General features: G+C 61.3%; 14 protein-coding genes and 2 pseudogenes. 5 read left to right on the top strand and 11 right to left on the bottom strand.

Features of this window, described 5'->3' with window-relative positions:
- Positions 1–4 precede the first annotated feature (4 nt).
- Genes ACM6I7_RS18200 through ACM6I7_RS18190 form a run of 3 tightly spaced genes read right to left on the bottom strand, consistent with a single transcriptional unit; the run spans position 5 to position 1,750 of the window.
- Complete coding sequence (locus ACM6I7_RS18200; protein WP_007967290.1) at positions 5–265, bottom strand: phosphopantetheine-binding protein; 261 nt, start codon at positions 263–265, stop codon at positions 5–7.
- Positions 246–1,055, bottom strand: coding sequence for a lysophospholipid acyltransferase family protein (locus ACM6I7_RS18195; RefSeq protein ID WP_027611343.1), 810 nt, complete (start codon positions 1,053–1,055; stop codon positions 246–248). Before ACM6I7_RS18195 ends, ACM6I7_RS18200 begins: the two co-directional genes overlap by 20 nt.
- A complete protein-coding gene (locus tag ACM6I7_RS18190) occupies positions 1,031–1,750 on the bottom strand; it encodes a beta-ketoacyl synthase chain length factor (RefSeq protein ID WP_414888984.1) in 720 nt (239 codons plus the stop codon). The genes ACM6I7_RS18195 and ACM6I7_RS18190 overlap by 25 nt, the downstream gene beginning before the upstream one ends.
- A 361-nt stretch (positions 1,751–2,111) precedes the next feature.
- On the opposite strand from ACM6I7_RS18190, the gene ACM6I7_RS18185 reads away from it, so the two are divergent.
- Complete coding sequence (locus tag ACM6I7_RS18185; protein ID WP_098966861.1) at positions 2,112–2,882, top strand: ParA family protein; 771 nt, start codon at positions 2,112–2,114, stop codon at positions 2,880–2,882.
- 131 nt (positions 2,883–3,013) lie between these two features.
- Here ACM6I7_RS18185 and trxC read toward each other — a convergent pair whose 3' ends face one another.
- From trxC to ACM6I7_RS18155, 6 genes and pseudogenes are all read right to left on the bottom strand, one after another.
- On the bottom strand, positions 3,014–3,448 hold the full coding sequence (gene trxC, locus ACM6I7_RS18180; protein WP_027611346.1) for a thioredoxin TrxC: 435 nt from the start codon (positions 3,446–3,448) through the stop codon (positions 3,014–3,016).
- A gap of 80 nt (positions 3,449–3,528) precedes the next feature.
- Positions 3,529–4,992: a protein adenylyltransferase SelO gene (gene selO / locus ACM6I7_RS18175; protein ID WP_414888983.1), complete on the bottom strand. Its 1,464-nt coding sequence runs from the start codon at positions 4,990–4,992 to the stop codon at positions 3,529–3,531.
- Between the two features lie 48 nt (positions 4,993–5,040).
- Positions 5,041–8,394 (bottom strand): mechanosensitive channel MscK, encoded by a 3,354-nt coding sequence (gene mscK, locus ACM6I7_RS18170; protein ID WP_097087044.1) that lies wholly within the window; start codon positions 8,392–8,394, stop codon positions 5,041–5,043.
- 34 nt (positions 8,395–8,428) lie between these two features.
- Positions 8,429–10,171: a potassium/proton antiporter gene (locus tag ACM6I7_RS18165; RefSeq protein WP_096794715.1), complete on the bottom strand. Its 1,743-nt coding sequence runs from the start codon at positions 10,169–10,171 to the stop codon at positions 8,429–8,431.
- Between the two features lie 303 nt (positions 10,172–10,474).
- Positions 10,475–11,074, bottom strand: a pseudogene (locus tag ACM6I7_RS18160) (methyl-accepting chemotaxis protein); the annotation flags it as partial.
- Positions 11,075–11,377: 303 nt separating this feature from the next.
- A pseudogene (locus ACM6I7_RS18155) lies at positions 11,378–12,034 on the bottom strand (MCP four helix bundle domain-containing protein); the annotation flags it as partial.
- Between the two features lie 344 nt (positions 12,035–12,378).
- Here ACM6I7_RS18155 and ACM6I7_RS18150 point away from each other — a divergent pair.
- The 3 genes from ACM6I7_RS18150 (at position 12,379) to ACM6I7_RS18140 (ending at position 14,945) form a co-directional block, all read left to right on the top strand.
- On the top strand, positions 12,379–12,609 hold the full coding sequence (locus ACM6I7_RS18150) for a hypothetical protein (protein WP_003220969.1): 231 nt from the start codon (positions 12,379–12,381) through the stop codon (positions 12,607–12,609).
- Positions 12,606–12,908 carry a cell division protein ZapA gene (locus ACM6I7_RS18145; protein WP_027611351.1) on the top strand — a complete coding sequence of 101 codons (303 nt, stop codon included), beginning with the start codon at positions 12,606–12,608 and terminating at the stop codon, positions 12,906–12,908. Before ACM6I7_RS18150 ends, ACM6I7_RS18145 begins: the two co-directional genes overlap by 4 nt.
- Before the next feature lie 99 nt (positions 12,909–13,007).
- Positions 13,008–14,945 carry a methyl-accepting chemotaxis protein gene (locus tag ACM6I7_RS18140; protein WP_027611352.1) on the top strand — a complete coding sequence of 646 codons (1,938 nt, stop codon included), beginning with the start codon at positions 13,008–13,010 and terminating at the stop codon, positions 14,943–14,945.
- Positions 14,946–15,086: 141 nt separating this feature from the next.
- On the opposite strand, the gene ACM6I7_RS18135 is transcribed toward ACM6I7_RS18140, so the two are convergent.
- Together ACM6I7_RS18135 and putA are read right to left on the bottom strand one after the other, a co-directional pair.
- Positions 15,087–16,889, bottom strand: a complete 1,803-nt coding sequence (locus ACM6I7_RS18135) for an acyl-CoA dehydrogenase (RefSeq protein WP_414888982.1) — start codon at positions 16,887–16,889, stop codon at positions 15,087–15,089.
- Positions 16,890–17,149: 260 nt separating this feature from the next.
- Positions 17,150–21,103, bottom strand: coding sequence for a trifunctional transcriptional regulator/proline dehydrogenase/L-glutamate gamma-semialdehyde dehydrogenase (gene putA, locus ACM6I7_RS18130; RefSeq protein WP_414888981.1), 3,954 nt, complete (start codon positions 21,101–21,103; stop codon positions 17,150–17,152).
- Between the two features lie 457 nt (positions 21,104–21,560).
- Between putA and putP the strand changes: the two genes are divergently transcribed.
- Positions 21,561–23,045, top strand: a complete 1,485-nt coding sequence (putP, locus tag ACM6I7_RS18125) for a sodium/proline symporter PutP (RefSeq protein ID WP_247269320.1) — start codon at positions 21,561–21,563, stop codon at positions 23,043–23,045.
- The last annotated feature ends 297 nt before the right edge of the window (positions 23,046–23,342 follow it).

The following is a 23,342-nucleotide window of genomic DNA, read 5'->3' as shown; positions in this document are numbered from 1 at the left end:
GGTCTCAAGCTGCCTGTTTTGCCGTGACGAACGCCGCAAGGCTCGCCACATTGGTGAAGTGGTTACGGGTGTCTTTGGCGTCGGCGTCGATCTTGATGCCGTACTTTTTCTGGATCGCCAGACCCAGTTCCAGTGCGTCGACCGAATCCAGGCCCAGGCCTTCGCCGAACAGCGTCTGCTCGTCGCCGATGTCGTCGACGCTGATGTCTTCGAGGCCCAGGGCGTCGATGATCAGCAGTTTTATTTCACGGTGCAGATCGCTCATCTTCGGCGAGCTCCTTAATGTAGTAAGAGTGCAAATAATCATTGAGCTTGCGCGAGGCCTGCGGTGCCGGGCCTTGCGTGGCGAAAGTCTGTGGATCTATATCGGCCCCGACACGAAAACTGAAGTGCACGCGGCGGTGGGGGATGCGATACCAGGGTTCGGCCTTGGTCAGGGTGGTCGGATTGACCTTGATGACCACTGGCGTAAGGATTTTCGCACCGCGCAGGGCAATCGCTGCAGCCCCCCGATGAAAGGCTGGCGCCTGACCCGGTTGAGTGCGCGTGCCCTCGGGGAAAATGATCAGGGTCTGGCCGTTTTGCAGGGACTCGGCGGCAGCGTCGAGCATGTCCATGCTGCCGTCGTTGCTGATGTATTCGGTACTGCGCAGCGGGCCGCGGGTGAAGGGGTTTTCCCACAGGCTTTTCTTCACCACGCAATTGGCCTGGCGCACCAAGCCGATCAGGAACACCACGTCGATCAGCGACGGGTGGTTGGCGATGATCATCTGCCCTGGACGCCCGAGGCGTTCGGCCCCTTGAATGTCATAAGTCAGCACACCGGTGCGGGCCATGAACCGCACGAAAAACCAGAACAGCCGACTGACGGTTTGCCGCGCGCGTTGACGATGCCTGAGCGCGTCACCCGGCAGACAGCCGAGCAGCGGAAATACCAGCAAGCGCAGGCACAACCCGCCGAGCCCGAACAGGGTGAAACTGGCGGCGGTGGCCAGCAAGCGCCAGTAATAGGCGTCGCGGTTCTTCTCGGTCACGGGTTGCGTTGCCAGGTCCATACACGATTTTTCCAGGCATGTTGGCAATGGGTTTGCTGACCGAGCAGGGCGCGCAACAGATTCAGCGCGTGGGGCCAGTGCGCTTTGGACACTGTTTCCTGGCCGCTGTTCAGGGTCAGCCGCCAGTCGGTACCGGGGGTGAGCAGCAGACCCAGCGCATAAGGGAACGGCACGTCGTCGACCCACTGCGAATAGGCCTCGGGCGGCTGTTCTTCGGTGATGATCAGCAGCACCGCGGGAGCGCCTTCAGCGAGCAGGGCGGAGGCTTCGATGATGCCGTGTTCCAGGCCATCGCCTGCGGCCGCCAGTGCAGTCATTTCGCTGCTTTCACCGCGCATGATCGACCACAGACCAATGATCGCGTTGTGCACCGACAGGCTGAACTGGGTCGGCGACAACGGCTCTTCCTTGGCCAGGTCACTGAGGATCTCGAAGGTGCGCGGGGTTTCGCCGTGTCGTGAAACAAACACCAGCGGCAGGTTTTCCCGTCCGTCGGCCAGCGGCCAGCCGACACTGAACGCCATCCGCGCCAGACGGCTGAGGCGTCGGCGCTGCATGGCTGGCAGAAACGACACATCGGGCGCGGCATCGCTGCTCGGGAGTACGACCGGTTGTCGGCTCCAGGCCTGCCACGCGTCCACGCTGTCGAGCCCCGGGGCCCACGCGCGCCATTGGGCGATGTTGAAGTTGATCACGGATGTTCATCCCGCCCCTGCGGGCTTTTATGACGCTTTGAGTCGCCAGGGCCGCGGCTGACCTGAGGTGGCGCATGGCGCCGGGTGGCGCGCATTATCCCGGTGCGACGAGTGTGTAGCAAATGTTGGTTACGTTTTACGCAACGAAATGTACCGAGTGGTTCGTGGAAAAAATGTCATTTGGCCATTATCCGGATCGTGCGGGATTTGTCTGTCGGGCATATCAGCGCACTCGGGAGGTTTTTACCCGCGGTGCCCGCTGATTTTTGCGCCTGACTCTGTAGTCCGCTTCGTTGAAGGTAGCGAAGCGCACGCACAGGCAACTACACTCGGTCATTCTTTGATACACGGAGGTTTTGTCATGCGGCGCGTGGTGTTCAATCAGAAAGGTGGCGTGGGCAAATCCAGCATTGCCTGCAATCTGGCAGCGGTGAGTGCCAGCGAGGGCTATCGCACGCTGTTGGTCGACCTCGATGCCCAGGCCAACTCCACTCAGTACCTGACGGGGCTCACCGGCGATGACATACCGATGGGCATTGCCGATTTCTTCAAGCAAACCTTGTCATCTGGGCCGTTCTCGAAGAAAAACCAGGCCGACATCTACGAAACCCCGTTCGACAACCTGCACATCATCACCGCTACCGCTGAGCTGGCCGACCTGCAGCCCAAGCTTGAGGCCAAACACAAGATCAACAAGCTGCGTAAGTTGCTGGACGAGTTGTCGGAAGATTACGACCGGATCTACCTCGACACGCCGCCGGCGCTGAATTTTTATGCAGTGTCGGCATTGATTGCCGCCGATCGTGTGCTGATTCCCTTCGATTGCGACAGCTTCTCGCGGCAGGCGCTGTACGGCCTGCTGGCGGAGATCGGAGAGTTGAAGGAGGACCACAACGAAGGTCTGGAAGTCGAAGGCATCGTGGTCAACCAGTTCCAGGCCCGGGCCAGCCTGCCGCAGCAGATGCTTGATGAGTTGATCGCTGAAGGTTTGCCGGTGCTGCCGGTGTACTTGAGCAGCTCGGTGCGCATGCGCGAGTCGCACCAGGCCAGCACCCCGCTGATCCACCTCGACCCGAGGCATAAACTGACGCAGCAATTTGTCGAACTGCACAACCTGCTCGAAGACCACTGATTTCCGGATTTCACTCCACTCTCCTGTGGGAGCGAGCCTGCTCGCGAAGAGGCCAGCACGTTCAACATCTCTGTTGACTGAACGGGCGCGTTCGCGAGCAGGCTCGCTCCCACATTGGGGTCTCTGGAGGGTCAGATCCCTTGGCTGCGCAGCCACGCCATCAACTGCGGCAACGGAAACGCCCCGCTCTGGCGCGCCACTTCCCGACCGTTCTTGAACAGAATCAAACTCGGAATCGAGCGAATCCCCAGCTGCGCCGACAACTGCTGATTGGCTTCGCTGTCGAGCTTGGCCAACCGGCACTTGCCCGCCAACTGCGCCGCCGCCTGCTCGAATACCGGCGCAAAGGACTTGCACGGCCCACACCAGTCCGCCCACACATCCACCAACAACGGCAGATCCCCTTTGATCTGGCTGGCGTAATCGCCTTGCTTGAGTTCGAACGGCTTGCTCAACAGCACCGCGGACTTGCAGCGCCCGCATTTCGGTTGATCGCCCAAACGTTCGGCGGGGATGCGGTTGAGGCCGTTGCAGGCGGGGCAGGGGATGAGGAGTGGAGTGGTCATGACGGGCTCGGTTTAAGTTGATATCTCGTACGACTGATCTGGAGTCGTACGAGGCGTTTATCAAGGTTGAATCCGGAGCCTCAAGACGAACAACTGATCTCCAGATGCTTGCCCCACTCCGGCGGCCGCTCGGCATAACCTTCCATCCCCGGCTGCTCGTCGAACGGTTTGCTCAGCACCGCATGCAGGCGGCGTACTTCGGAGTAGTCGCCTTGTTCGGCGGCGTCGATGGCTTTTTGCGCCAGATAGTTGCGCAGGATGTATAGCGGATTGACCGCGTGCATCCGTGCACGGCGCTGTTCCTGATCGCTGTCGCCATCGCGGGCAACCCGTGCCACGTAGCGCTCGCCCCAGGCATCGAAGCCTTTGATGTCGACGAAGTCATCGCGCAAGCGGGCGACAGCCTGTTCTGCGGACTCCTCACCGAGATGGCGGAAGAACAAGGTGTAGTCGACGCCGCTGTTCTGCATCAGTTGCAACAGGTCTTCGAGCAGTTTCTGGTCGTCATCCTCGGCGCTGGTGAAACCGAGGCGGCGGCGCATCAGGTCGAGGTAGTGCGCCTGGAACAGCGGCAGGTACAGGCCGAGGGTTTCGCGCAGGGCTTCGACGCTGATGAACGGCGTCAGGGCCTGGGCCAGAGCGCTGAGGTTCCACTGGCCGATCGGCACCTGGTTGCTGAACGAGTAGCGGCCCTGATCATCCGAGTGGTTGCAGATGAAGTTGGCGTCGAAATCGTCGAGGAAGGCGAACGGGCCGAAGTCGAAGGTGATGCCGAGGATCGACATGTTGTCGGTGTTCATTACCCCGTGGCAGAAGCCATAGGCCTGCCACTTGGCGATCAGTTCGGCGTTGCGCTCGACGATCTCGCGGAACATCGCCAGATACGGTTCCGGTTGCTCCAGGCACTCGGGATAGTGCATCGCCAATACGTATTCGCCGAGCAATTTCTGCTGCTCGGGACGCTTGGTGTAGTAGAAGTATTCGAAGTGGCCGAAGCGCACATGGCTTGGCGCCAGACGCAGCACCATCGCCGCGCGTTCCTGCTTTTCGCGCCACACCGGAGTGTCGGAGCCAATCACGCAGGCGGCACGTGAAGACGGGATGTTCAGCGCGTGCAGCGCCTCGGAGGCGAGAAACTCACGAATCGACGAACGCAGCACCGCGCGGCCATCGCCCATGCGCGAAAACGGCGTCTGCCCGGCGCCCTTCAGATGCAGGTCCCAGTGTTCACCGGCGTTGTTGTAGACCTCGCCGAGCAACAACCCGCGACCATCGCCCAGTTGCGGCGTGTAGCCGCCGAACTGATGCCCGGAATAGACCATCGCTCGTGGTTCGGCATCGGCCCACAACTTGTGGCCGCCGAACAGTTCAGCAAATTCCTGAGTCTCAGCGGTTGCCGGATCAAGATCGAGCAAGGCCAGGGCCGCCGGGCTGGCGACGACCAAACGCGGGTTGTCGATCGGCTCGGGCAGCACGTGAGCGGAGAACGCATCGCCCAGGCGGGCGAAGCGATTGTCGAAGGTCAGTTCGTCGAGGGCTTTCAAGGGCCGGCTCCAGCAGAATGTCCGAACATTCTGCTGGGATCAGACCGGTTAGTCGAGTTTGGCCGGCGGCGGCTCTTGCAGGGGCTTTTGCTCGGCGCCGATCGGAACGATGGTTTTGTTCTCGTCCTCGATGGGCACCAACTTGTATTCCTGACCGTGGAGGTTCTTCAGGTACACCTCCATCTGGCGGAACGAGATGTTGATGTGCTGCTTCTTGAACTCGCGGTTGATGAAGCGGTTCACTTCGTCGATCACCGGGTTGCGGTCACCGAGGTCGCGCACATGCATGCGCAATTCGTGGTCGAGGGTGCTTTCGCCGAAGTTGAGGAAGTACACGTGCGGCTCGGGCTCTTTGAGCACGCGCGGGTTTTCCCGGGCAGCCTTGAGCAGCAGTTCCTTGACCAGATCCAGGTCGGAGCCGTAATCCACGCCGAGTTTCAGGGTGACGCGGGTGATGGTATCGGTCAGCGACCAGTTGATCAGTTGCCCGGTGATGAACGTCTTGTTCGGGACAATGATGTCCTTGCGGTCGAAATCGGTGATGGTCGTGGCGCGGATGCGGATCTTGCTCACCGTGCCCGACAGGTTGCCAATGGTGATGGTGTCGCCGATCCGCACCGGACGCTCGAACAGGATCATGATGCCGGAGATGAAGTTGGCGAAGATCTCCTGCATACCGAAACCGAGGCCGACCGACAGCGCCGCCACCAGCCATTGCAACTTGTCCCAGCTGACGCCGAGGGTCGACAGGGTCGAGACAAAACCGACACCGGCGATCACGTAAGACAGCAGCGTCGTGGTCGCATAGGCGCTGCCCTGCGCCAGATTGAGTTTCGACAGCACAAACACTTCGAGCAGGCCCGGCAAGTTGCGCGCCAGGGCGAAGGTGATGCCGATGATGATCAGCGCGCCGAGCATGTCGCCGATGCTGATCGGCACCATGCTCATGTTGGCGCCGGTGCCGCTGGTGTATTCGTAAAGGGTGATGTTGTCGAGGTACGAAAACACCGAGATCAGGTCTGCCCAGACCCAGTACAGCGCGGCGATAAAGCCACCGAGCAGCGCCAGACGGATCAGGCGCAGCGACTGTTCGTTGACCTTCTCGATGTCCAGGGTCGGCTCTTCGATGACTGCTTCGCCGTCGCCGGCCTCTTTCGCCGCTTGACGTTTGGCCAGAGCGCGCTGGTAGGCCAGGCGGCGTGCGGCGACCGCCAGACCACGCACGAAGGTAGCCTCGATCACCAGCCAGAACATCAGCAGGTACAGGGTGTTGATCAACCGGTCGCTGAGTTTCAGCGCGGTGTAGTAGTAGCCGAAGCACACCGCGACGAACAGGGCGATTGGCAGCAGGGTGAACATCACGCCCACGGCCCTGCGGAACAATGAGGTGTTTTCGTGGGCCGGACTGCTGATCAGCAGACGGCTGAGCAGCCACGCCATCAGGGCGTAGCAGGTCAATACCACCGGCATGCCGAGCACGTCGTCAGCCAGCGCTGCCGGTTGCAATTCGGCCACCGCCACCACGGTCACCAGCGCCATCACCACCAGCCCGAGACGGCGGATCCAGCCCTGAAGGAATTCGACCTGCGGTTTGTCCCAGCGGAAGTGCAACTCCGCCACGCCGCCCGGCGAGAGAATCCGGTAAGCGGTGTAGAACACCAGCCACGCCTGGCCCATCTGCAGCAACGCCGCGCCCATGTTGGCGTTTTGCCCGCGGGCGTCGATCTGCAAGGCCAGGCCGCACAGGCCCAGGCCCAGCGCTACCGGCATCGCCAGCAAAATATTGATCAGAATCGCCTGCGGCGTATGCCACTGGCTGTCACGCTTGAAGTGCCCGATGTCCTGGTGAACCTTGTTCAGTCGTGCGTACAGCGCCTTGCGCCGCCACAGCAGAGCGCCGATCAGCAAGGCCAGCGGCAGGAACAACAGCGGGCGCTGGGTCAGGCCGTCGGTCAGCTCGCTCAGGCTTGAGGCCAGCGGCAGGGTGTCGATCTGACGCTTGAGCCGCTCTGGCACGCCGCGAATCCATTCCGCGTCCAGCGGCTTGTTGCTGGGGATCCAGAACATCTGCTCGTCAAGGGTCGCGCGCAGGCTCTGCGCGGTGCTCAGCAATTGTTTCTGGTTGAGTTGCAGGGTGATCGATTCGTTGAGCACCGCGCTCAGTTCGCGGTTCAGGCGCTCCAGCAGGTCGGCGCGGGTGTTGGCCAGTTCCATCAGGCTCTTGCGCAGTTGCGGGGTGACTTGTTCCGGCGGCTGGGTGGAGAGCAGGTTGTCGACATAGGTCGCCGGGTTGCTCAGCAGTTCGCGCTGCTGACTGACTTCGAACTGATACAGGCGAATGTCGGCGATCTGGTCCGCCAGATCGCGGTCGACCTTGAGCCGCGGCAACGCCTGCTTCTGCTTATAGAGAATCTTCGACAGCAGCAGGCTGCCCTTGAGCACGTTGATCTGCTCGTCGAGGGCCGAGTCGCTTTGGGTCAGGCTGTCGAGTTGCTGTTTGGTCTGCAGATTCTGTTGAGTGACTTCGTTGAGGCGGTCGGTGCTTTTGAGCAGGTAATCGGAGAGCTTGAGGTTGGCCGCACTTTCGGTGGCGAGCAGGCTGCTGCCGCCGGCCTTTTGCGCCTCGATTGACTGCTGGGTCACGGTTTCCTGAGATTGCGCCAGACGCTTCTGGTTGATCAGAGTCTGCAGTTCCTGGATCTCGCGATCGAGACGGTCGGATTTCTCCGAGAGCAGGTCGTGCTGACTGTTGCCCAGATCCTGCAGCTGGCTGTTGCCCGCCAGTTCCTGGCGGCGCAGCGGAATCAGTGAGTTCAACGCGGCGAGCTCGGCGTTCAACTGGTCGCGCTGCTCGGCGCTGACGGTCTTGCCCGCGTCCTTGCCGGACTTGAGGATGTTGTTGATCTGCTGGATGCGCGTCTGGCTGGCAGAGATTTCCGCCTGCGCCCGCTCGGGACGGGTCTGGGCAGTGATGATCAGGCTGTTGGCATCGGCCAAGGCCTTTTGCAGGTCGCTCTGCTGGGTCGAGCGATCGGTGAGGATCTGCTCCAATTGCTGGATCGACTCTTTGGTGAAGCGCTGCGCCACCGGCACCACTGGCGTGGCCTTGAGGCGCGTCAGTTCGCGGGTGTTCTCGATGGTCTGCCGCGGGGCGGAGGCCAGTTGCTGCTTGAGGTCGATCAGCTTCTGGTCGTAATCACGCCGGCTGTTGAGTTGATTGAGCGTGGTTTGCAGGACCGTCTGCAGGCTCTTTTTGTCGGCATCCGGCAGTTTGCTGTCGGCCAGTTTGTCGAGGCTGGCCTGCACGGCTTCGCTGGACGGCGGTTCGGCGGCGTAGAGCGGGCCGACGGAAAGACTCAGGCCCAGCAGGGCCGCGAAAAAGAAGGAGCGCAGGGTAGGCATAGAGACCGGTCAAGCAAGTGAGAGTGGACGCAGTTTAGAGGAAGAGACCGGGGCCCGGGCGACTTCCTTCGGGGAATCTGACGCCCACTTTGCCGATCTTGTTCCCGTCCATGACCGCGACCGTCCAGTGAGTGTTGTTCCACTCCACCTGGTCGCCAACGATCGGTGCCCCCCCGACCTTGTGGGCAATGAACGCACCCAGGGTCATGTCCGGATCGATGCCTTCGGCCGGTAGGCCATATAGCGCGGCAACCGCTTTAAGCTGGGCGTCTCCTTCGAGCACGAAGTCGCCGAAGAAGCGCAGATCCAGACCGCGTTGCGGCGCCTGGCTGAACAGTTTTCCGAGCGCTGGCAAGTTGTGTTCATGGCCGATAACACACAGCAAATCATCGACCTCCAGCACCGTACTACCCGACGGATGGAGCAGTTGCTGGCCACGAAACAGGGCGGCGATGCGGGTGCCTTCGGGCATTTTCAGCTCGCGCAGGGGCGAGCCGATGCACCATTTCTCGGCACCGAGCTTGTAAACGAACAGCTCCCACTCGCTGGTGATGTGCACTTCAAGTGCCGAACGGGAGATGGGCGCCGGCTCCGGCGGGACCGTCACCTTCAACAGTTTGGCCACCCATGGCAGGCTTGTGCCTTGCACCAGCAGCGACACCAGCACGATGAAGAACGCGAGGTTGAAATACAGCTGCGCATTCGGCAACCCGGCCATCAGCGGGAACACCGCGAGAATGATCGGTACCGCGCCGCGCAACCCGACCCAGGAAATAAACGCTTTCTCGCGGCCGTGGAACGCCTTGAACGGCAGCAGGCCGACCAGTACCGACAGCGGCCGGGCGAACAGAATCATCCATAGCGCCAGACCCAGCGCCGGCAGGGCGATCGGCAGCAAATCGTGCGGGGTAACCAGCAACCCCAGCACGAGGAACATGCCGATCTGTGCCAGCCACGCCATGCCGTCGAGCATGTGCAGAATGCCGTGACGGCTGCGCACCGGGCGGTTGCCGATCACCAGACCGCACAGGTACACCGCGAGGAAGCCGCTACCGTGCAGGGCGTTAGTCAGGGCGAACACCACCAGACCGCCGGCGATCACCAGAATCGGGTACAGGCCGGTGGCGAGGTTGATCCGGTTGACCAGTTGCAGCATCAGCCAGCCACCGCCAAGGCCGATCACGCCGCCGATGCCGAATTCGCGGATCAGGTGGGTCAACAGGCTCCAGTGCAGGCCGGTCTGGCCGCTGGCGAGCATGTCGATCAGGGTCACGGTGAGAAACACCGCCATCGGGTCGTTGCTGCCGGATTCGATTTCCAGGCTGGCGGTCACCCGTTCGTTGAGGCCCTTGCCGCCGAGCAGCGAGAACACTGCGGCGGCGTCCGTGGAGCCGACGATGGCGCCGATCAGCAGGCCCTGGATCAGGTTCAGGTCGAACAACCATGCCGCGGCCATACCGGTCAGCCCGGTGGTGATCAACACCCCGACCGTCGCCAGCGACAACGCCGGCCACAGGGCCACGCGGAAACTCGAGACCCGTGTGCGCAAGCCGCCGTCGAGGAGGATCACCGCCAGTGCGAGGTTGCCGACCAGATAGGCCGTCGGGTAGTTATCGAAAATGATCCCGCCGCCATCGACCCCGGCGGCCATGCCGACCGCAAGAATAATGACCAGAATCGGGATGCCGAGACGGGAGGAAAGTGAGCTGACAAGAATGCTCGCACCTACCAGCAACGCGCCGATCAAGAACAGGCTGTTGATGGTCGTCGCATTCAAAGGCAGTACTCCAGAAGCGTAAAGACGGGCACAAACTGACCATGCAGTCTGCGTGCCAGCGATTCTAACCTGTTGAAATGTGATGCTGTCAAAAAGCTTTTTACGTGGGCATCACATTGAATGGGCACCGAATGAAAACTGTGGTGAGGGGATTTATCCCCGATGGGTGGCGAAGCCGCCCTAAACGCTGAATGCGAGGTGCATCAGATACACCTCGCACGATGGTTTTACGACTGCTTCGCAGCCGATCGGGGATGAATCCCCTCGCCACAATGGATTGCTCCCGATATGGCGAAGTGGGCCTTACAGGCTGAACCGCCCAACCATATTGTTCAGATCCAGCGCCAGGCGCGACAGCTCGTTGCTCGCCGCACTGGTCTGATTCGCGCCGGTAGCCGATTGCACCGACAGGTCGCGGATGTTCACCAGGTTGCGATCCACTTCGCGGGCCACTTGTGCCTGTTCTTCAGCGGCGCTGGCGATCACCAGATTGCGCTCGTTGATTTCGACGATGGCGGTATTGATGGTGTCCAGCGACATCCCGGCACCCCGCGCGATGTTCAGCGTCGATTCGGCGCGCTCGGTGCTGTTGCGCATCGAATCCACGGCGTGTTCGGTGCCACTCTGGATGCTGCCGATCATGCGTTCGATTTCGCTGGTCGACTGCTGGGTGCGATGCGCCAGCGCACGGACTTCGTCCGCCACCACGGCAAAACCGCGACCGGCTTCACCGGCACGCGCCGCTTCGATCGCCGCGTTCAGGGCCAACAGGTTGGTCTGATCCGCCAGACCACGAATCACGTCCAGCACCTTGCCGATGTCACGGGATTCATTCGCCAGATCACCGATCAGGGTCGCGGTGCTCTGTACGTCGGCGCTCATGCGTTCGATGGCGCTGACGGTTTCCTGTACCAGGTCACGGCCGTCGCCCGCCGAAGTGGTGGCGTTCTTCGAGGCTTCCGAAGTGCTCACCGCATTGCGCGCGACTTCTTCCACGGCGCTGGTCATCTCGTTGACGGCGGTGGCGGCCTGCTCGATTTCGTTGTTCTGCTGGGTCAGGCCACGGGCGCTTTCGTCGGTGACGCTGTTCAGCTCTTCGGCAGCGGAAGCCAGCTGGGTGGCCGAGCCGGAGATGCGCTGCAAGGTGTCGCGCAGCTTCGATTGCATCTTGGCCATGGCCGCCAGCAGACGCCCGGCTTCGTCGGTGCCGTCGACGTGGATCGGCTGGGTCAGGTTGCCTTCGGCGATGGTTTCCGCCGCGTCCAGCGCTTTGGAAATCGGCTTGGTGATGCTGATGGTCAGCAGCCAGGCGAACAGGAAGGTCAGGCCGGTCGCCACGACCAGCAGGGTGACCACCAGATTGAACGCCGAGGAATACTGGTCGACCGCCTCTTGATTGGTCTGGCTGATCTGCTCGCCGTTGATCTGCATCAGGCGGTTGAGCACGGTGTTCATCGCTTCGGAGTTGTTCAGCAACTCGGTGTTGAGCAGGTTGCGCAGCTCATCCACCTGATTGTTGCGCGACAGGCTCTTCATCCGGTCTTCGATCTGGCGGTACTGGCCGAGCAACTGCACATATTGATCGTAGGCCGCGCGTTCCTGCGGGCCGCTGATCAACGGCTCATAGGCCGTTTGGGCGGCGCGGATCTGCTGGTTGCGGGTGTCCAGCAGTTCCATGGTCTTCTGCTGTACGTCCGGCTCGCGGTTGACCAGCAAGCGGTAGGACAGCACCCGCAGGCGCAAGGTCAGTTGGGTGAACTCGTCGAGGTTCTTGATGCTCGGCACGCTGCTGTTGGTGATGTCCTCGGCAGCGCCGCGGATTTTGCTCATCTGGTTCAGGGCGAACACGCCGAGAATCAGCATCAGGCCGCCGATCAGGGCGAAGCCGGTGAACGCCCGGGGGGCGATATTCATATTGCGAAGGGACATGGCGCGGATACCAAAAAGGGCCGCATCCATGCGGGCTGAGACTGCTGTATGGATGACTTATCGGTCATACGACTAAAGTCTTGAGGCACTGTGCGTATTTGTCGCATATGGGCCTGAGCGACGAAGTGCAGGAACCAGATCGGCAGATCACAGTCTTTTAAACTCGCGAGAACGGTCGGCCGCCAGGAAAATCAAGGCCTTGCGCCGGTATAACCCTGGCATCCGCAGTGACTTTTCTTTATCGTACGCGCCCTTTGAAAAACGCCTGGAAGATCAAAATGTTGGAAGCATCCCTCAGCCAATTGGAACAGCTCGTCAGCGACCTGGTGCAACAGAACCAGACCCTCACGCAAACCAACCAGACCCTGTCCACGGAACTGGCCCAGGCCAAGGATGAAAACGAAAGCCTGCAACTGAGCCTGATGGAACAGGAAGAGAAGCACGGCGCCACCGCAGCGCGCATCCAGGCTCTGGTTGATCGCGTCAACGCAGGCCCTGTCAGCGCATGAACCACGGCACCGCAGGGGTAAAAGTCATCTCCATTCTCGGGGAGGACTATTCGATCAAGGCACCGGCCGGGGAAGAACAGACCCTGCTGGACGCCGCACTGATGCTCAAGGCCGCACTGGCCGACACCAAACGCAAATACCCGACGCTGATCGGTGACCGCTTGCTGGTGCTGGCAGCGATGAACCTGTGCTCGCAGCAGATCGAAATGAAGAAGCAGCATCAGGCAGAACTCGACCGTTACCAAGAGCAAGTCAGCGCCACGGTCGACACCATCGCCAAGACCATCAATCAGGGCTGATGGGGTTGCGCACAACCAAAGAATAAATTGTCGATCAGGTTGTATACAATCGGCACGGCTGTTGCATTGTTTCGGCCACTTATTCTTTGGGGGTGCTCCATGCAGTTGTGGCGACGCAGTATTCAATGGCAGCTGATTCTCAGCATGGGCACCGCCCTGCTGGTCAGCATCCTTATCGTGGTTGGCATTTATACCCTGGTGGTCAACCGCCTCGCCCAGAGCTATCTGGTCGAACAAGCGCTGCCGTCGAGCATCGAAGCGACGCGCAACGACATCGAACGCATCCTCGTCCAGCCGCTGACCGCCGCCAAAGACATCGCCAGCAATTCCATGGTGCGCGACTGGTTGGCGTCGGGTGAAGACAGCAGCAAAACAGCGGCCTTCGCGCAGTATCTGGAGGGCATCCGCGCCGAACATAAAGCCTTCACAGCACTGATCATCGGCACCGATTCCAATCACTACATCACCGAAAAAGGCCTCGACCGCACCCTCAGTCGGGCCAAACCGGCCGATGCCTGGTTTTATTCCTTCCTCGACAGCCATCAGCCGCGCACCCTGAACATCGACAACGATGGCGCCACCGGAGAATTGGCACTGTTCATCGACTTGAAGGTCGAGCAGGCCGGCAAAGTGGTCGGCGTCGCGGGACTCGGCCTAAGCATGAAAGAGCTGTCGGAGTTGATCCACAACTTCAGCTTTGGCGAGCGCGGTAAGGTCTATCTCGTGCGTTCCGACGGTTTGATCCAGGTTCACCCCGAGGCGCAGTTCAGTGGCAAGCGCACCCTCACGGAGCAGATCGGTGCGTCGGCGGCGCAAGCGGTCATGGGTCAAAAAGTTGCCACCAGCAGTTCCTTCCAGCGCGATGGCGAAGACTTCCTCGCCTTCAGCCTGCCGCTGCGCGATCTGGGCTGGACGCTGGTGGCCGAAGTGCCGCAATCGCAGATCTACGCCGAAGCCCGCAAGGCGATGTGGATGAGCGGCGGCATCGGTCTGGCGGTGGCACTGGTGTGCCTGGCGCTGGTGGTGTGGCTGGCCCAAGGGCTGGTGCGACCGATTCGTCAGGTAACAGCCGCGCTGGTAGCGATCGGTAGCGGCGGTGGAGATTTGACCCATCGGTTAGATTCCAGCCGCGCCGATGAGCTGGGCGATCTCGCGCGCGGCTTCAACCGTTTTCTCGACAGCCAGCGCGGGCTGATCGGCGAAGTGCTGACCACCAGCGAGCGTTTGCGCACGGCGGTCGGCCAAGTGGCGAAGGTGGTGGAAAACACCGCCGAACGCTCCGGGCGCCAGCAGGAAATGACCGACATGGTCGCCACGGCGGTGCATGAGATGGGCCTGACCGTGCAGGAAATCGCCCAGAACGCCGGCAACGCCGCGCTGGCTTCACAAACTGCTCGCGATGAAGCGCTGCAGGCGCGGGAGGTGGTCGGCGGCTCGATCCGTCATATCGAAAGCATGTCCGATGAGATTGGCGTGGCGGCGGGCGCGGTGGGTGAGCTGGCGCATCAGGTGGCGTCGATCGATTCGGTACTGGCGGTGATTCGCGGCGTGTCCGAGCAGACCAACTTGCTGGCGCTCAACGCGGCGATTGAAGCGGCGCGCGCCGGAGATATGGGGCGCGGGTTTGCGGTGGTGGCGGATGAAGTGCGCACCTTGGCGCGCAGGACGCAGGCGTCCACCGACGAGATTCAGCAGATGATCGGCAGCCTCAAGCAAGGCGCAGAGAATGCCGTGTCATCGATGCGCACCGGGCAGGCGGCGACCGGCACCGGGGTTGAGTCGAGCCAGCGTACCGGCGCGTCGTTGACTGCGATTACCGGGCAGGTCGAGCGCATCAGCGACATGAACCATCAGGTGGCGACCGCGACGGAAGAACAATCGGCGGTGACCGAGGAGATCAATCGCAACGTGCAGGGGATTTCCGATCTGGCCCGGGCGACGGCGGGGGAGGTGCGGGCGTGTCGCGAAGATTGTCAGATGTTGCAGCGGTTGGCGGATGATCTGGCAAGGCAGATGGGTGGGTTCAAGTTGAGCTGATGTCTTGTCAGTTCTGGCCTCTTCGCGGGCAAGCCCGCTCCCACAGTGTCCGTGTCGTACCCAAAACTCATGTACACCAGATAAACCTGTGGGAGCGGGCTTGCCCGCGAAGACGGCATCAGCAGCGACAAAAATCCCGGATCAGAACCACCCATCCTGCATCGCCAGGCACGTATCATCCCGCGCCTCCAGCAACGCCAGCTCCTGGTGACAGCCCGGCACTTCCCACGTCAGGAAATACCGCGCCGCCTGCAACTTGCCCTTATAGAAGTCAGCATCCGCCGCATTGCCTTTGGCCAGACCTTCCTCAGCCCGAATCGCCTGCTCCAGCCAGCGCCAGCCAATCACCGTGTGCCCGAACACCTTCAGGTACAGCGCCGAATTCGCCAGGCTGCTGTTGACCTTGCCCTGCGCCAGATCGGTCAGCAGGCCGATGGTGACTGTTTGCAGGCGAGCCACCAATTGCTCCAGTGGCTCACGCAGTGCGGTCAACGATTCGTACGCTGTCGCGCGCTCGGCGGTGTTGGCGATCAGACGGATCAGTTGCTTCAATCCGGCGCCGCCGTTCTGCGCCAGTTTGCGCCCGAGCAAGTCCAGCGACTGAATGCCGTGGGTGCCTTCGTGGATCGGGTTCAGGCGGTTGTCGCGGTAGTACTGTTCCACCGGGTATTCGCGGGTGTAACCGTGGCCGCCGAGAATCTGGATCGCCAGTTCGTTGGCCTTCAGGCAGAACTCCGACGGCCAGGATTTGACGATCGGCGTCAGCAAGTCCAGCAGCTCGTGGGCCTGTTTGCGCTCGCCTTCGGTTTCCAGCGTGGTGGTGTCATCGAACAGCCGCGCCGCGTACAGGCCAAGGTCAAAGGCCCCTTCGACGTAGGACTTTTGCGTCAGCAGCATGCGTCTGACATCGGCGTGCTGAATGATCGCCACTGGCGCCGTGGTCGGATCCTTGCTGTCCGGCACTCGGCCTTGCGGGCGTTCGCGGGCGTATTCCAGCGAATATAGGTAGCCGGCGTAACCGAGCATCACCGCGCCCATGCCGACGCCGATCCGCGCCTCGTTCATCATCTGGAACATGTAGCTCAAGCCATGGTGCGGCTTGCCCACCAGATAGCCGACGCACTCGCCGTTATCGCCGAAGTTCAGCGCGGTGGAAGTGGTGCCGCGCCAGCCCATCTTGTGGAACAGCCCGGCCAGCAGCACATCATTGCGCTGGCCGAGGCTGCCGTCAGCGTTGACCAGAAACTTCGGCACGATGAACAGCGAAATGCCCTTCACCCCCGGCGGCGCGTCCGGCAGCTTGGCCAGGACCATGTGCACGATGTTTTCCGACAGCGGATGATCGCCGCCGGAAATGAAGATCTTGTTGCCCTTCAGGCGATAGGTGCCGTCAGACGCCGGCTCGGCGCGGGTACGAATATCCGACAGCGAGGAACCGGCGTGCGGTTCGGTCAGGGCCATGGTGCCGAAGAAACGGCCGTCGATCATTGGTTGCAGGAATCGCTGTTTCTGCTCGTCGGTGCCAAAGCTTTCGATCAGATTGGCCGCGCCCATGGTCAGGAACGGGTAGGAAGTAGTCGCCGCGTTCGCCGCTTGAAAGTGCGCAAAGCAGGCTTGCGACAACAGTGTCGGCAGTTGCATGCCGCCGGCTTCGAAGCTTCGCGCGGCATTGAGGAAGCCGGCCTCGAGGAACGCGTCCACCGCCGGTTTCACTTCGGGAATCAGCATCGCCTGACCGCTCTCGTAGCGCGGCTCGTTCTCGTCGCCCTTGCGGTTGTGCGTTGCGAAGTATTTCTCGGCGATGCTGCGCGCGGTGCCGATGGCCGCGTCGAAGGTCTCGCGGTTGTGTTCGACGAAGCGCTCACGCCGGGTCAGGCCCTCTGCATCGAGGACTTCGTACAGCTCGAAAGCCAGATTGCGGGAACTGAGCAGCGTCTCGGACATGGCGGCCTACCTGAAAATTGGGGTTGGGCCGAGTCTAGGCTTGCTGATAAAGGCTGAACAGGATGATTGATGACGGTGATGTTGGAGCCGAGCACCGACTTAACAAACACCCCAAAACAACTGTGGGAGCGGGCTTGCTCGCGAATGCGGTGGATCAGTCACTGGAGATGTCGACTGACACAACGCCTTCGCGAGCAAGCCCGCTCCCACATTGGGATTTGATTGTCAGGCAACCATCGCGGTTGCCTGACTTCTCGGGTTTAACCGATAGTCATCAGGCTGGCATTACCCCCCGCCGCCGCGGTGTTGACGCTCAATGCACGCTCGATCACCAGACGCTCCAGCGCAATGTTGGTCTCGCCCTGGGACAGGCCCTGAACGCCAACGATCGCACCGGCGCGCTTGGCAATCTGCTGGCAGACACCACGCAACTGGTCGGAATGGCCGTGATGCAGCACGGCATCAAACACCACTTCATCCTTGTGCCAGTCGGCAACCCGTTTGATCCGCGCCTGAACTTCCTTCGGCAGGCGTGTGAACAATGCCTTGCTGATGTCGGACTCCGGCCATACCGCCGAACCGCCGACCGCCAATACCGCCGCCAGTTGGGTCAGCAGATCGCCTTCGACGTCGGCCAGGCACAGCACGTGTTCACGCGGCAGGATCGCGTAGCTGTTCTTCTCGCCGGTCGGGCCGGTCAGCACGCGGGTGATGCCGCTTTGCGATTGCGCGGCGTACTGCACGCACAGTGTGCTCAGTTCGGCGTACTGGTTGCTTTCGGCCCAAGCCTTGAAGGCGTTCAGCGGTTTGCTCATGGCATCACGCAGACGCACGTCCGGGGCGACGACTGCATCACCGCGAGCGAAGGATTGTTCGATCGCGTCAGTAGGGCGGGTCGACAGCAGACGGTACAGGTACAGCGGACCGCCGGCTTTCGGGCCAGTACCCGACAGGCCTTCGCCGCCGAATGGCTGCACGCCGACCACAGCACCGACGATGTTGCGGTTGACGTAGACGTTACCGGCGTTGACGTTGTCGATCACCTTGGCGATGGTCTCGTCGATGCGGGTGTGTACGCCGAGGGTCAGGCCATAACCGGAGGCATTGATCTGGCCGATCAACTGGTCGATGTCCTTGCGCTTGTAGCGCACCACGTGCAGCACCGGGCCGAAGATCTCGCGTTGCAGCTCGTCGAAGCTTTCCAGCTCGATCAGGGTCGGCATGACGAAGGTGCCGCGTTTGACTTCTTCGCTGTCGGCGATAGCCACCTGATAGACGCTGCGACCTTTATCGCGCATGGCCTGGATGTGCTTGTCGATACCGGCCTTGGCTTCAACGTCGATCACCGGGCCAATGTCCACGGACAGGCGCTCAGGGTTGCCGAGGCGGCTTTCAGCCATCGCGCCTTTGAGCATTTCGATGACACGGTCGGCGGAATCTTCCTGCAGGCACAGCACGCGCAGGGCCGAGCAACGCTGGCCGGCACTGTCGAAGGCCGAGGACACCACGTCGATCACCACTTGTTCGGTCAGCGCCGAAGAGTCGACGATCATCGCGTTCTGCCCGCCGGTTTCGGCGATCAGCGGAATCGGACGGCCCTGGCTGTCGAGACGGCCAGCAATGTTGCGTTGCAGCAGGCGCGCGACTTCGGTGGAACCGGTGAACATCACGCCTTTGACGCGCTCATCACCGACCAGACCGGCACCGACGGTTTCACCGCGACCCGGCAGCAGTTGCAGCACGCCTTCGGGAATCCCGGCTTCCAGCAGCAAACGTACGGCTTGCGCGGCAACCAGCGGCGTCTGTTCCGCAGGTTTGGCCAGTACCGGGTTACCGGCGGCCAGTGCGGCAGCGACCTGACCACTGAAGATGGCCAGCGGGAAGTTCCACGGGCTGATGCACACCACCGGGCCCAGTGGGCGGTGGGCGTCGTTGCTGAAATCGTTGCGCGCCTGCACCGCGTAGTAACGCAGGAAGTCGACCGCTTCACGCACCTCAGCAATGGCGTTGGCGAAGGTCTTGCCGGCTTCACGGGCCAGCAGGCCCATCAACGGTTGGATCTCGCCTTCCATCAGGTCGGCGGCACGCTCCAAAATCGCCGCGCGCTCGGCTGGCGGGGTAGCCTGCCAGATTGGCGCAGCATTCAGCGCGCACTGGATCGCGTTGTCGACGTCTTCGACGGTGGCTTCCTGCACGTGACCGACCACATCGCGGTGATCCGCCGGGTTCAGCACCGGTGCCGGGGCTTCGTTGCTGGAAGCGCAACCGAGCATCGGCGCGGCTTTCCAGTCGTTGTGCGCGGTGGCGAGCAGGGCGCAGGACAGCGAGGCCAGACGATGTTCGTTGGCCATGTCGATGCCGGCGGAGTTGGCGCGATCGGCGCCGTAGAGGTCACGCGGCAGCGGAATGCGTGGGTGCGGCAGGCCGAAACCACCTTCCACGGTCGCCATCTGCTCGATCTGCGCCACCGGATCGGCCACCAGTTCCTGAATCGAAATCGACTGGTCGGCGATGCGGTTGACGAACGAAGTGTTGGCGCCGTTTTCCAGCAGACGACGCACGAGGTACGCCAGCAGGGTTTCGTGGGTACCGACCGGTGCGTACACGCGGCACGGACGGTTCAGCTTGCCTTCGGAAACTTTGCCTACAACTTGCTCGTAGAGCGGTTCGCCCATGCCGTGCAGGCACTGGAATTCGTACTGGCCCGGATAATAGTTCTGACCGGCAATGTGGTAAATCGCCGACAGGGTGTGGGCGTTGTGCGTGGCGAACTGCGGGTAGATGACTTCCGGCACCGACAGCAGTTTGCGCGCGCAGGCAATGTAGGACACGTCGGTGTACACCTTGCGGGTGTAGACCGGATAGCCTTCCAGGCCTTCGACCTGGGCGCGCTTGATCTCGCTGTCCCAGTACGCGCCTTTCACCAGGCGGATCATCAGGCGATGACGGCTGCGACGGGCCAGATCGATCACGTAGTCGATCACGTATGGGCAACGCTTCTGGTAAGCCTGAATCACGAAGCCGATGCCGTTCCAGCCGGTCAGTTGCGGTTCGAAGCACAGGCGCTCAAGCAGATCCAGCGACAGCTCCAGGCGGTCGGCTTCTTCGGCGTCGATGTTCAGGCCGATGTCATATTGCTTGGCCAACAGGGTCAGCGACAGCAGGCGCGGGTACAGCTCGTCCATCACGCGCTCGTACTGCGCACGGCTGTAACGCGGGTGCAGGGCCGAGAGCTTGATGGAAATGCCCGGGCCTTCATAAATCCCACGGCCGTGGGAGGCTTTGCCGATCGAGTGAATGGCTTGTTCGTACGACGCCAGGTACTTCTGCGCATCGTGTTCGGTGAGGGCCGCTTCACCGAGCATGTCGTAGGAATAGCGGAAGCCCTTGGCTTCGAACTTGCTCGCGTTGGCCAGCGCTTCGGCGATGGTTTCGCCGGTGACGAACTGCTCGCCCATCAGACGCATGGCCATGTCGACGCCCTTGCGGATCATCGGCTCGCCGCTCTTGCCGATGATTCGGCTCAGCGACGAGGTCAGACCAGCTTCATTGTGGGTCGACACCAGTTTGCCGGTCAGCAGCAGACCCCAGGTGGCGGCGTTGACGAACAGCGACGGGCTGTTGCCCAGGTGCGGCTGCCAGTTGCCGGTGCTGATCTTGTCGCGGATCAGCGCATCGCGAGTGCCTTTGTCCGGGATACGCAGCAGTGCTTCGGCCAGGCACATCAGGGCCACGCCTTCCTGAGACGACAGGGAAAATTCCTGCAGCAGACCCTGAACAATGCCTGCACGACCGCCGGCACTTTTCTGGTTACGCAGTTTTTCCGCGATGGTCGCAGCGAGTTTGTTGGTGGCTTCGGCCATCGGTGCCGGCAGGCGTGCCTGCTCGATCAGCATCGGCACCACTTCCGGCTCAGGGCGGCGGTAAGCAGCAGTGATCGAAGCGCGCAGCACCGATTGCGGCAGGATGCTTTCAGCGAATTCGAGGAAGCACTGGTGGGCGTGATCGGTATGGACTTCACCGGCATCGTCGGTGTCTTTGGCGGTCAAACCGTTCAGCTCGGTCAGGGTTGCACCACCCTCGAGTTTTTCCAGGTAATTGAAAATTGCCTGCTTGATCAGCCAGTGCGGTGTGCGATCAATCGAGGTCGCGGCAGCCTTCAGGCGCTCGCGGGTCGGGTCATCGAGTTTGACCCCAAGGGTGGTGGTAGCCATATTTTTATCCTCATGGTTGCCACAGTTGCGTGGCATCAGCTGGCGGCAAGATTAGCCGTGCGCCGGAAGAGGTGCAACCGGGTGCAACCCTTTTTTTGTCGGAAAAATAAACGCTTCGTCAGGAATTATTTTCTGGTACTGAAGTGCCGCTCCTGCTTGGTGCTTTTACTTCTAGGGGAGCGCCGTGACTGCGCTAAAAAGGAGCAAAAACGGCATATTTATCGGTATATCCGACTAGGTGCAACTTAATCGCCAGAAACTGGTTGCACCTTTTTTACTTTGTTGCATAGCATTCGCGCCCAAGGTGCAACCGGGAATACCCGGTGCATCGGCTGGTGGCTTTCCTGGGGAAACATCAGTCCTAAATGCGCGGGATCCCGTTTCGTCTGCCAAACGTCGTCGTTTGTGGGCGATCAATCACCGCTGCAACATAAAAACAAAGCCAGGGCGTAACTTAATGAGCGTAAGCAATCCAACACTGATCACGTTCGTGATCTACATCGCAGCAATGGTGCTGATCGGCTTCATGGCCTATCGCTCCACCAATAACCTCTCTGACTACATTCTTGGCGGCCGCAGCCTGGGCAGCGTCGTGACGGCTCTGTCTGCCGGTGCTTCCGACATGAGCGGCTGGTTGTTGATGGGCCTGCCGGGTGCCATCTACATGTCCGGTCTGTCCGAAAGCTGGATCGCCATCGGCCTGATCGTCGGCGCCTACCTGAACTGGCTGTTCGTCGCCGGCCGTCTGCGCGTGCAGACCGAGCACAACGGTGATGCCCTGACCCTGCCGGACTACTTCTCCAGCCGTTTCGAAGACAAAAGCGGCCTGCTGCGCATCATCTCGGCGGTGGTGATTCTGGTGTTCTTCACCATCTACTGCGCTTCCGGCATCGTTGCTGGCGCCCGTCTGTTCGAAAGCACCTTCGGCATGTCCTACGAGACGGCGCTGTGGGCCGGTGCTGCGGCGACGATTGCCTACACCTTCGTCGGCGGTTTCCTCGCGGTGAGCTGGACTGACACCGTACAAGCCACGCTGATGATCTTCGCCCTGCTGCTGACGCCGATCATCGTGCTGCTGGCCACCGGTGGTGTCGATACCACGTTCCTCGCCATCGAAGCCCAGGACCCGAGCAACTTCGACATGCTCAAGGGCACCACCTTCATCGGCATCATCTCGCTGATGGGCTGGGGTCTGGGTTACTTCGGTCAACCGCACATCCTCGCGCGCTTCATGGCTGCTGACTCGGTGAAGTCGATTGCCAACGCCCGTCGCATCTCCATGACCTGGATGATCCTGTGCCTGGGCGGCACCGTCGCCGTGGGTTTCTTCGGTATCGCCTACTTCTCGGCGCACCCGGAAGTGGCCGGCCCAGTCACCGAGAACCACGAGCGGGTGTTCATCGAGCTGGCAAAAATTCTTTTCAACCCGTGGGTGGCCGGTGTCCTGCTGTCGGCGATTCTCGCCGCTGTGATGAGCACCCTGAGCTGCCAGCTGCTGGTTTGCTCGAGCGCTCTGACCGAGGACTTCTACAAAACCTTCCTGCGCAAATCCGCTTCCCAGGTGGAACTGGTGTGGGTCGGTCGCGCGATGGTGTTGCTGGTGGCGCTGATCGCTATCGCCATGGCCGCCAACCCGGAAAACCGCGTACTGGGCCTGGTGTCCTACGCCTGGGCCGGTTTCGGTGCCGCGTTCGGTCCGGTGGTGCTGATCTCGGTGATCTGGAAAGACATGACCCGCGACGGCGCACTGGCCGGCATCCTGGTCGGCGCGATCACCGTAGTGGTCTGGAAGCATTTCGAACTGCTGGGTCTGTACGAAATCATCCCGGGCTTCATCTTCGCCAGCCTGGCGATCTACATCGTCAGCAAGCTCGGCGCGCCGACTGCTGGCATGGTGCAGCGCTTCCAGGCAGCGGAAAAAGATTTCCATCTGAACAAGTGATGCACTGAGCTGCGGCTCACAGAAAAACGGCCCGTTTCCTACAAGGAGGCGGGCCGTTTTTTTGTGCCTGTGATTTCTCGAGTCCTGTGGAGATCCAATGTGGGAGCGAGCCTGCTCGCGAATGCGATTGATCATTGAATGAATGTGTCGACTGACATGCCGCTTTCGCGAGCAGGCTCGCTCCCACGGGGGATCGGTGGTGAGTTTGAGAGGGTTGTCTGTAGTCGCATGCGCCGATTTTCGAAGGCTTTTTCGACAGGAAAAGTAGGGCAAATCTGATTTTCCCGTCACCCACCC

This window comes from Pseudomonas sp. IT-93MI4, assembly GCF_949767635.1.
In the GTDB taxonomy this organism is placed as follows: Bacteria; Pseudomonadota; Gammaproteobacteria; order Pseudomonadales; family Pseudomonadaceae; genus Aquipseudomonas; species Aquipseudomonas putida_A.
The sequence above is the reverse complement of the archived record's forward strand: the minus strand, read 5'-3'. Positions and strand labels throughout refer to the sequence as shown.

Bases quoted from the DNA above. Each gene is read 5' to 3' on its own strand.
- ACM6I7_RS18200 (WP_007967290.1), bottom strand. From the start codon at position 265: ATGAGCGATCTGCACCGTGAAATAAAACTGCTGATCATCGACGCCCTG.
- ACM6I7_RS18195 (WP_027611343.1), bottom strand. From the start codon at position 1,055: ATGGACCTGGCAACGCAACCCGTGACCGAGAAGAACCGCGACGCCTAT.
- ACM6I7_RS18185 (WP_098966861.1), top strand. From the start codon at position 2,112: ATGCGGCGCGTGGTGTTCAATCAGAAAGGTGGCGTGGGCAAATCCAGC.
- trxC (WP_027611346.1), bottom strand. From the start codon at position 3,448: ATGACCACTCCACTCCTCATCCCCTGCCCCGCCTGCAACGGCCTCAAC.
- mscK (WP_097087044.1), bottom strand. From the start codon at position 8,394: ATGCCTACCCTGCGCTCCTTCTTTTTCGCGGCCCTGCTGGGCCTGAGT.
- ACM6I7_RS18150 (WP_003220969.1), top strand. From the start codon at position 12,379: ATGTTGGAAGCATCCCTCAGCCAATTGGAACAGCTCGTCAGCGACCTG.
- ACM6I7_RS18145 (WP_027611351.1), top strand. From the start codon at position 12,606: ATGAACCACGGCACCGCAGGGGTAAAAGTCATCTCCATTCTCGGGGAG.
- ACM6I7_RS18140 (WP_027611352.1), top strand. From the start codon at position 13,008: ATGCAGTTGTGGCGACGCAGTATTCAATGGCAGCTGATTCTCAGCATG.
- ACM6I7_RS18135 (WP_414888982.1), bottom strand. From the start codon at position 16,889: ATGTCCGAGACGCTGCTCAGTTCCCGCAATCTGGCTTTCGAGCTGTAC.
- putA (WP_414888981.1), bottom strand. From the start codon at position 21,103: ATGGCTACCACCACCCTTGGGGTCAAACTCGATGACCCGACCCGCGAG.
- putP (WP_247269320.1), top strand. From the start codon at position 21,561: ATGAGCGTAAGCAATCCAACACTGATCACGTTCGTGATCTACATCGCA.